This is a genomic window from Desulfobacter latus, from assembly GCF_013389365.1.
GTDB lineage: Bacteria > Desulfobacterota > Desulfobacteria > Desulfobacterales > Desulfobacteraceae > Desulfobacter > Desulfobacter latus.
In genome coordinates this window covers 1-1,862 of sequence record NZ_JACADJ010000154.1, presented here as the reverse complement: position 1 = coordinate 1,862, position 1,862 = coordinate 1, and the positions used below count along the sequence as shown (strand labels likewise).

3 protein-coding genes are annotated in these 1,862 nt (G+C 37.4%); all 3 read left to right on the top strand.

All coding sequences use genetic code 11. The features are described from left to right. Window positions 1–109 precede the first annotated feature (109 nt). The 3 genes from HXW94_RS18670 to HXW94_RS18660 all read left to right on the top strand — a co-directional run bounded on the left by HXW94_RS18670 (window position 110) and on the right by HXW94_RS18660 (window position 1,757). Window positions 110–1,117, top strand: coding sequence for a tyrosine-type recombinase/integrase (locus tag HXW94_RS18670; protein WP_178368398.1), 1,008 nt, complete (start codon window positions 110–112; stop codon window positions 1,115–1,117). Window positions 1,118–1,302: 185 nt separating this feature from the next. Continuing rightward, entirely contained in the window at window positions 1,303–1,542 is a 240-nt protein-coding gene (locus HXW94_RS18665; RefSeq protein WP_178368397.1) for a hypothetical protein, read from the top strand. Beyond that, complete coding sequence (locus HXW94_RS18660; RefSeq protein WP_178368396.1) at window positions 1,539–1,757, top strand: AAA family ATPase; 219 nt, start codon at window positions 1,539–1,541, stop codon at window positions 1,755–1,757. The genes HXW94_RS18665 and HXW94_RS18660 overlap by 4 nt, the downstream gene beginning before the upstream one ends. The last annotated feature ends 105 nt before the right edge of the window (window positions 1,758–1,862 follow it).

Below are 1,862 nucleotides of genomic sequence, written 5' to 3'. Positions count from 1 at the left end.
GATCAGCAATGGTAAATCGAGGTATGGCAAGTTAAAGAAAAGGCGAAATCAGATAAAAGCCCCCAATTTTTTATTATAACATGAAAATTTTAGATATTTATCAATTCATTTGCAAACCACTATAGTTAACAACCAAAAAAAGGGGCATGGTCCTGTTACTTTAAAAGAAAAACAAGACATCCAAAAACAAAAACGAAACGACGAACAAATTAAAAAAGAACAAGCTGAAAAAGATGCAGTCACGATTAAAAATTTTTTCCATGAAACTTATTTACCGCATTCCAAAATCAATAAAAGTGAAAAGGCTTGGAAAGCAGAAGAACATTTATTCAGGGTTTGGATAGATCCTGTAGTAGGTAATTCTAAATTTCGTGACGTATCAGCCATTGAAATAGAACAAATCAAAACCAATATGGCAAATGCGGGACGAGCTCCGCGCAGTGTTCAGTATGCGATTGCTGTTATCAGGCAAATTTTTAATTTTGCTATTTTCATCAAATTGTTCAAAGGTGAAAATCCCACAAAAAATATTAAAATTCCAAAAATTGATAATAAACGTCTTCGATTTTTATCGCCAGCCGAAGCAGAACAGTTACTCACCGAGCTCAAAAACAGGAGTACTCAACTTTATGAAATAGCCTTGGTGAGCCTAAGAAGTGGAGCGAGAGCCGATGAGATATTTAAATTAAAATGGGGAGATGTCGATATTGATCATGGGAAATTGACACTATGGGATACAAAAAATACGAACACCCGAATGGGATTCATGACCCAGGACATAAAAAAACTATTCCAGAATAAAAGAGCAGGTAAAGCCACAGATCTAGTTTTCCCAGGGAGAGGTGGAGTAAAAATCCAGGCTATTTCAAAATCATTTTCCCGGGCCGTGAATGCCATCGGCCTCAATGACAATATTTCAGACAAACGCATGAAGGTAGTTTTTCACACTTTGCGGCACACTTACGCATCCTGGTTAGTCCAGAAAGGAGAACCGCTGTACACTGTTAAAGAGCTCATGGGGCACAGCGATATAAAAATGACTGAAAGATATGCACACCTGGCCAATACAAACCTGGAAAATGCAGTTTCTAAATTGGATGATATTAAAATAGGATAATAACAAAAACTGTTTTAGTGAGTTGACAAAATTGTTTTTTAATATATTCTATAATTAATTGCGATAGCTAATCTCGGTTGCAATAGTATTATTGTACACACAGGGTGTTGATTGACCGGAGGCTATCGGATAGCCCATCGCAGGCTATACCATTAAAAACCTTTTTTATAAAGGAGAGGATTGGTATGGTCTGTTTTAGTTTTATAGAACTAACAAAAGATCTTCCCCCCATTATAGCCCGTCAAAAAGTCTCAGAATATTTTGGCGGTGCAATTTCGGCCAAAACACTAGCGAACCTGGATTCTTTGGGACAAGGTCCTGAAGGCGCATTCCGGGTCGGCAGGACTATTGTTTATCCCACCCCTTCACTTTTAGCTTGGCTTCAGCATCGTAGTAACTTTATTTCTCCTGGAGGTGTCGTATGAAAAGTAAAGATGCTACAGCCCTTGAATTGTATAACCGCCCTAAAACTGAAATAAAGTATATCATTGAAGGTGTGATGCCTGCTGTTGGTTATCATATCCTTGCAGGTCCAGAAAAGGATGGCAAGTCTACTTTTGCCACACAGTTTGCCCTTGCTATAGCTGCAGGTAATAAATTAATGGGCCATTTCAAGACAACTATAGTGGTTTGCAAATGAATTGATAAATATCTAAAATTTTCATGTTATAATAAAAAATTGGGGGCTTTTATCTGATTTCGCCTTTTCTTTAACTTGCCATACCTCGATTTACCATTGCTGATC